Raw genomic sequence first — 6,053 nt, forward strand, 5'->3', positions numbered from 1 at the left:
GCAATCGTGCAAGTCGAGTGGTGCACCATGTTGGCGCGGCCATCCGGCGTCCAAGGTCTCCCGCCGCCAGCTTGACGCGACCCCTCATGCAGGTAGAGAACGAATTCGCCATCATCAAGCCGGCGCATGTCGTAGCAGTGGTTGATCTGTTTCCCGACCAGGATCCGCGAAACGAAATTGAAGCGGTGATCGTGAATGGCCGAGTGCTCGAAGCAGCTGCGCCGCGGCAGTTCGGGGTGCCAAACATGCAAGCGCTGCTCGCCCTGCAGCTGGACCTGAACGAAGCCCAGGCCGTGAAGCGTAATTTTGTCCGTCATCACGTCGTCGATGATCATGGCAATAGCTCTCCATGCCCGCGCATGTCGGCGGGCTTGAGTAGTTGGTGGAGGGGTTAGGCTGCTGGGCGTTTCATGAAGGTGATCCAGTGCGTCTTCTCGCGCTTGCCGGACTTGTGGCCAAAAAGGGGCTTCTCGTCGGTGAGGGCCAGCAGATCGCTGACGAGCACCTGGGTTTCGTTCCACTTGAATATCAGGATGCCTTCGGGCTCTAGCACGCGGAAGCACTCAGCGAAGCCCTGGCGGATGTCCTCCCGCCAGTCACTGGTGAGCACCCCGTACTTGGCTCGCATCCAGCTGTCCACGCCGGCCCTGGTAAGGTGTGGCGGGTCGAACACTACAAGGCGAAAGGATGAGGCCTCGAAGGGTAATTTCCGAAAGTCCATGAGCACATCCGGCTCAACCTTCAGTACCCGACCGTCGCAGAGCAGGTGCTCCTCATCGCGGATGTCTCCGAACAGCGCACGCTGATCCTGCTTGTCGAACCACATCATGCGGCTGGCGCTGCATGGGGCGAGCACTTTGGCTACTGCGCTCATCTCGGCCCCCTGTAGATCAGGTAGGCCATGTAGGCGAGGGGAAGGATCACGGTCATGGCATGAGCTCCTTCGGCACCTGGACGGTATCGCCGAGCCTGGCGGCGACGATGGCGCGGCAGGCGGCGATTAGGGCGCTGTCACCGGCCTGGCAAAACTCACCCTTGTCGGTGATCACCCAGCCGGCCCAGACGTCGTCGGTGCTCTGTGGGCAATGCAGGCTGATCATGCGCCTCTCGATCATCGCCCCACCCAGCGCCCAGTCCTCCCACGGGTTGTAGCGTTTGGTGTGCTCGATGGCCTGGGCCTGGTACCGCGCGAATACCCGCCATGGATTGCCGTACTGCGGCGGGACTAGGAGCACGTCCAGGCCTTCCGCCTTGCCGACTGCCCACCCCAGCGTCTCGCCGGCCAGGTCTGCCGCCTTCACTTCAATCAGGTCGGTCATGGGGCCACCTGCTTGCTCTTGGCCGCTCTGGCGCGCTCGATGTTGCCGAACTTGCTCTTGCGCTGGATATCCTTGAAGTTGCGGCAACCGGACATTAGCAGGCTGGAAGTCAGGTCTTTACGGCTCCGACCAACCTCCATTATTCCTTTCACGCCGTGGCGGCAGAGCACGTAGGCGGTCTTGTATTCGCCGCTGCGCAGCATGGTTGTGTAGAACGCCAGTCGCATCGCCAAGCGCCAACTGTCGCTGTCGTCAGAAGGGTGCATGCGGCGGGTGTAAAGCTGACCTTTGCGATACTTGCTCACAGCTGATACCTCTCATCAATCCAGCGCCCAGGCGCCAGAGCGGGTGTAGGTTCGGGTTGGGTTTCGTGCGGGGAGAGCTGGCGCGGGCTTTCCGCTACCTGCGGCAGCCAAACCTTCACGCAGCTGATGGCGTTGTTGCCCAGCGAGTTCATGAAGTAGCAGACGACGCCGCGGGGCTTGTCCTCGAAGGACCAGACGCCTGACGGCAGTTCGGTTGCGCTGGCGCCGGTGGCCAGCAGCAGGAGGCAGAGGGCGAGGCGGGTCATGATCTGCTCCCGATCGCTGCGGCCGCCTCAACGATTGCCCGGCGAGTTGCGCGGAACGGGTCGTCGCCGTGGTAGATGTCGAACTCACCAAAGCGCTCAGTATCCACAACGGTGTACGGGTCGCTGTCGCCGTCGAACGGCTCAACGATGTGGATCTGGATGCCCAGGCGGTCGCCCTGGCCCATCAGTACGGCCAAGCGCAATGCATCGCCATCGTTGATCAGCGGGTTCCAGTGAGCACGCACACCCGACTGACCTTTCAGGCGGAAAAGCCACTTTGGATCGCGGCAGGTGCATGGCTCGATCTCAAGTCGTGCTGCCTTGGCGGCCAGCTTGAGCAGTTCGAGGTCGTGTTCGTCTACTTCGGACACAGGCATTCCTTGGCCGCCATATCGCGGCAGTAAATAGAGGGAAGAGGGGTTACAGAAAAAGAGTACTACTGACTGGAATTAACGTTATTTTGGCTGGTCAGATACTCTCTCAATTTCGTACTAACGAAGTGGGATGATATCTTTGTGCCATTTATGTCGCTGGAGGTGCAAGGATGTCTGATCCCAAAACAATGGCTGTAGGTAAGTCAATGCTTGTGTCATCCGATTTCTATTTCGAAGACTTGGAAGGTCGAGCGATTCGTCCAATTTTTCAACTGGATGCTGCTACTGGTGAGCGTTCCTATCGAGGCTATCCAGATGGAGGAAATCAGAAGGCGTTCGAACTAAAAATTTATAGCCATGAGGATTTAGTCGAGCAGGCTTTGCTAGGGATACCAATCCGCTGCCTGCTTCCCGACGGTAAGAGTAGTAATCGCTCCTCAACGTCGAAAGACATTGTGCGGTACGTGATCAACGGTGAGGTTCCGCGCCGATTTTGGTGGGTGAATCACAAGCAAACCTACAAAGATGAGCACGTCGGCGGGTACATCTGGTCCCCAAAAACGAAGAAAAATAAGACATACAATCTGGGTTACGACAGCCTTACACGTGTGAGGGCTGGAGATGTTGTCATTTCTTTTGCCTGGCAGGAGATTAAAGCGATTGGTTTTGCATCTGGTGATTGCCGAGAAGAACCGATTCCCGATAGTCATTCTCAAACCGCCGACTCCTGGGGTGACCTCGGCTGGATGGTACCGATTGAATGGTTCACTTTAGATTACCCACTTTTGCTAAAGCCGCATGTGGATGGTTTGATTGAATTTCTCCCGAGGAAGTATTCGCCCATACAGGATAATGGAGATGCGAATCAGGGATCGTATCTGGCGAGTATCTCCCCCATGCTTGCTCAAAGGATTTTGAGTCTACTATCCGTCACCAATCCTGAAGTCGAAGCCACACAGCTATTATCGAACTCTCTTTTGGGGACCTCTAAACCCATCGAAGGAAGGTTGCCTGCGGATCAGTTACGTAAGGTCACCTCTGAGCATATCTGGCAAGCTGTGCAGGAACTACTTGAGGGAGGTACAGCTGAAGATTTTGGGCCTTCAACCGATTACGATCTTCTAGTGGGCCAAGGGGAGCGTCTTGCCCCTAAACAGGTATTTGGACTGGCGGCAACTGCCGCTTTGGGGTTCACCGTTAGACCATTGCACTTTACCGCAGGTCTTGGGACCGTTTGTTTCGAGCTGTTAGAGGCAGCTGGTTATAAGGTGGTGCCGAAAGGGTCCGAAGTTAAGCTTGTGGATCTACCCCTTGATAGCGAAGAGCGGGTGTGGGCAGAGGGCCGCCGTGAGTTGGTGCAACACCTTCGAAAAGAGCGGGCCACTGGTCTTTCCAATGCCAAAAAAGCTGAGTTTCGTCGCAAACACGGTAAGTTGTTTTGCGAGAATTGTCACGTCGATCCTATCGAGATTTATGGCGAGCTTGGCGAGGCATGCATTGAGGTTCATCACCATGCAATTCACGTTGCCGAAATGGGCGATAACCACAAAACAACTCTCGAAGACCTCCGCTGTCTTTGTGCGAACTGCCATCGACTAGAGCACCGTCGATTGAGGGCGCAGTTATGAAGTAACTTAATAGCATCATGGTCAGCTAGCACTATTGTGTACCAGTCCCGCGAGATCAGCCTCCGCCAACTCGCAGAAGAATGAGCAAGCAGGCAGTTTTTCGTTGCGACGCACCGGTCCATCGCCCAGATCACGAAGGGAGAATCGGACGTTGGTGGTTCGGTTGCGGAACAGGTAGGAACCTTCGCCCAAGTCGTCTTGGATGGCGCACAAGGCCTCGAATTGCTCCGGGAAGTCTTGGCGGATGGCCCGGAAGTAGCCTTCGCCACCCTTCACGCAGCCGATGCAGTTGGCGTTTTCGTAGCCCATCCGGTACATCAGCGGCAGCTCAATGCCGGCACGCAGCAATATGGCCTTGCAGTCGTCCTTGCCCAGGCCGCGGTCGATCAGCGGGGCTATCACCGGGCGGTCTGGGTTTCGCTCCCTGAAGTCGTCGAGGCGGTCGGCCTCTTCGGCGGTGTAACCGAACACCATCACGTCTCCAGGCTGCTTCCACGTGTCGAGCAAGCGCCTCTTGAGGATCTTGGTGCATGGCGCGCCGGTTCGGCCTTTCATGTAGCGCTCGCGGCGGAACACCTCGTGGGCGTCGGCGCCGTACTTCTCGTCCCGCAGGACCGTGATCGGCTGGCCAAACCAGGCTTCGCAGTCCTGGGCGAACCGACGGTTATCGGCTTCCTCGTTGGCAAGGAACGCGTTGATGATCTGCACGTCGTGCGTGCTGCCGTACTCGGCCAGGGCCAGCTTGGTGGCCACCGCCGAAGCGGCGCCGCAACTGAACTGGCAGACGATTCGATTGGACATGGTGGATCCTCGCCGGGGAGGCGTTATCGTTGAACACGGGAAGGCGCTGGCGGGCAGTGCCGAATTGGGCTATTGCTTGGCTCTCGGTCAATCCATTCAGTGAGCGTGAGATGAAGCGGTTAATGATTTGTGCGTTGCTGGCTGCGTCGGGCGCGGCTCAGGCTGGCATTCCACTGGTGAACGCGACGTGCCCAGGAAACATCGAGGTGCACGCCGACAAGGGCGGTCCGATTTATATCAACGGCAAAGAAGGCAAGCTGAAGAAGTTCAACGAGAACTACTTCGAAGCCAAAGGCAGTGGGGTGACAATCTCGCTGTCGATCAACCCGGACGGCTCGCCTGATGTCTCGTATACCGGGAAGGACCGGGCTAACGGGATTTGCCAGGTGAAAAGCGAAGGCTCCTGAGGCGCTGGCGGACAGCGCCAGTTTGTTCAGGTAGTTGGTGTGTGCTATTCCGATATGGTCGAACAAGGAGAACTCTAATGAGATTTCTCATCGTTTTCGGAATTGCGCTAGCAGCCGCCCAGTTGGTTGGCTGCGGTGAAAAGGTGGAGGCGCAGCCGCAGGCCAACGTTGCGCCAAGCGCTTGCGGATGCTCTGACCAGGCAAACCTGATTGGGAATAAGCACGCCGTATACAATTGCAATTGTGGGGCGATGCAGTGCGTCGTCGCATTTTCAGCAAATGGAACCGGTGGTCCTTTGGGTGAAGTTGCGTTGCAGTGTAAGTAGATCGTTATCGGGCCGCTGATTGTCCGGCAGCGGCGGATGGTCAGGCTGCGATCGGGAACTGCTTGGCCAAGGCCTGCTGCACCGTCTCGATGATGCGGCAGAGGTAGGCCCAGTCCGGGTTCGGCTCCATGGCGTCAGCCGGCAGGTTCCACCAGTCGTCACCGAATACCCGATGCATGAACTCGCGGTGGACGCCGCCGCACTCATCTAGCGAAATGGTGTGGCGAACATCCTCTGCCTCGTCGAGCAGGCTCCTGGCATCTTCTGCGTCCAGATCCCGTTCACGCCGCATTTGCACGATCACCTTCCGCGCTTTGTCGGCCATGGCTTCAGCACTGAACCGGCGAGAGCTCAGCGACCGGTCGAAGTAGCCGATGATGTAGGCGTCGTGCAGCTTGCAGAAGAACTGGCCGATGGTCAGGCCATCCCACATGCCGCCCCAGTAGGCGTGCCAGGTCTTGTCGTAGCAGCTGACGGTGATCTTTCCCTTGCAGGGTGCGAAGTCTTCGAGGTAGACGCTGATCGGGTCCAGGCCTTCGGCGCCGGTGATCAGCAGCTTGGTGACTGTCGAGGTCTCGACTTGCATTGCGGTACTCCATGCATGCGCCGCCCTCCGTGGCCGGATGC

General features: G+C 57.8%; 9 protein-coding genes and 1 pseudogene. 2 read left to right on the plus strand and 8 right to left on the minus strand.

Translation table 11 applies throughout. The features are described 5' to 3' along the window. From H620_RS0118605 to H620_RS0118630, 6 genes and pseudogenes are all read right to left on the minus strand, one after another. A pseudogene (locus H620_RS0118605) lies at positions 1-335 on the minus strand (hypothetical protein); the annotation flags it as partial. A 56-nt stretch (positions 336-391) separates the two neighbouring features. Then, positions 392-874 carry a class I SAM-dependent methyltransferase gene (locus H620_RS0118610; protein ID WP_027907844.1) on the minus strand — a complete coding sequence of 161 codons (483 nt, stop codon included), beginning with the start codon at positions 872-874 and terminating at the stop codon, positions 392-394. Between the two features lie 52 nt (positions 875-926). Beyond that, entirely contained in the window at positions 927-1,319 is a 393-nt protein-coding gene (locus tag H620_RS0118615; RefSeq protein WP_027907845.1) for a DUF2591 domain-containing protein, read from the minus strand. After that, positions 1,316-1,624 (minus strand): hypothetical protein, encoded by a 309-nt coding sequence (locus H620_RS0118620; protein ID WP_027907846.1) that lies wholly within the window; start codon positions 1,622-1,624, stop codon positions 1,316-1,318. The genes H620_RS0118615 and H620_RS0118620 overlap by 4 nt, the downstream gene beginning before the upstream one ends. Continuing rightward, a complete protein-coding gene (locus H620_RS0118625) occupies positions 1,621-1,890 on the minus strand; it encodes a hypothetical protein (protein WP_027907847.1) in 270 nt (89 codons plus the stop codon). The genes H620_RS0118620 and H620_RS0118625 overlap by 4 nt, the downstream gene beginning before the upstream one ends. Then, positions 1,887-2,261 (minus strand): hypothetical protein, encoded by a 375-nt coding sequence (locus H620_RS0118630; RefSeq protein ID WP_049818823.1) that lies wholly within the window; start codon positions 2,259-2,261, stop codon positions 1,887-1,889. Before H620_RS0118630 ends, H620_RS0118625 begins: the two co-directional genes overlap by 4 nt. Before the next feature lie 173 nt (positions 2,262-2,434). On the opposite strand from H620_RS0118630, the gene H620_RS26995 reads away from it, so the two are divergent. Next, the gene (locus tag H620_RS26995; RefSeq protein ID WP_155950801.1) at positions 2,435-3,892 is read left to right on the plus strand and encodes an HNH endonuclease; all 1,458 of its coding nucleotides are present in this window, start codon (positions 2,435-2,437) and stop codon (positions 3,890-3,892) included. A gap of 21 nt (positions 3,893-3,913) precedes the next feature. Here H620_RS26995 and H620_RS0118640 read toward each other — a convergent pair whose 3' ends face one another. After that, entirely contained in the window at positions 3,914-4,693 is a 780-nt protein-coding gene (locus H620_RS0118640) for a hypothetical protein (RefSeq protein WP_027907850.1), read from the minus strand. Positions 4,694-4,803: 110 nt separating this feature from the next. On the opposite strand from H620_RS0118640, the gene H620_RS0118645 reads away from it, so the two are divergent. Next, positions 4,804-5,100, plus strand: coding sequence for a hypothetical protein (locus tag H620_RS0118645; RefSeq protein WP_027907851.1), 297 nt, complete (start codon positions 4,804-4,806; stop codon positions 5,098-5,100). A 366-nt stretch (positions 5,101-5,466) separates the two neighbouring features. Here the strand turns inward: H620_RS0118645 and H620_RS0118655 are convergent, their stop codons facing one another. Continuing rightward, a complete protein-coding gene (locus H620_RS0118655; protein ID WP_027907853.1) occupies positions 5,467-6,012 on the minus strand; it encodes a phiTE_072 family protein in 546 nt (181 codons plus the stop codon). Positions 6,013-6,053: the final 41 nt, after the last annotated feature.

Source organism: Pseudomonas taiwanensis DSM 21245, assembly GCF_000425785.1.
Lineage (GTDB): Bacteria > Pseudomonadota > Gammaproteobacteria > Pseudomonadales > Pseudomonadaceae > Aquipseudomonas > Aquipseudomonas taiwanensis.

What these genes read in the sequence shown, in the direction of transcription:
- H620_RS0118655 (WP_027907853.1), bottom strand. Translation starts at nt 6,012, where the DNA reads ATGCAAGTCGAGACCTCGACAGTCACCAAGCTGCTGATCACCGGCGCC.
- H620_RS0118610 (WP_027907844.1), bottom strand. Translation starts at nt 874, where the DNA reads ATGAGCGCAGTAGCCAAAGTGCTCGCCCCATGCAGCGCCAGCCGCATG.
- H620_RS0118625 (WP_027907847.1), bottom strand. Translation starts at nt 1,890, where the DNA reads ATGACCCGCCTCGCCCTCTGCCTCCTGCTGCTGGCCACCGGCGCCAGC.
- H620_RS26995 (WP_155950801.1), top strand. Translation starts at nt 2,435, where the DNA reads ATGTCTGATCCCAAAACAATGGCTGTAGGTAAGTCAATGCTTGTGTCA.
- H620_RS0118645 (WP_027907851.1), top strand. Translation starts at nt 4,804, where the DNA reads ATGAAGCGGTTAATGATTTGTGCGTTGCTGGCTGCGTCGGGCGCGGCT.
- H620_RS0118640 (WP_027907850.1), bottom strand. Translation starts at nt 4,693, where the DNA reads ATGTCCAATCGAATCGTCTGCCAGTTCAGTTGCGGCGCCGCTTCGGCG.
- H620_RS0118615 (WP_027907845.1), bottom strand. Translation starts at nt 1,319, where the DNA reads ATGACCGACCTGATTGAAGTGAAGGCGGCAGACCTGGCCGGCGAGACG.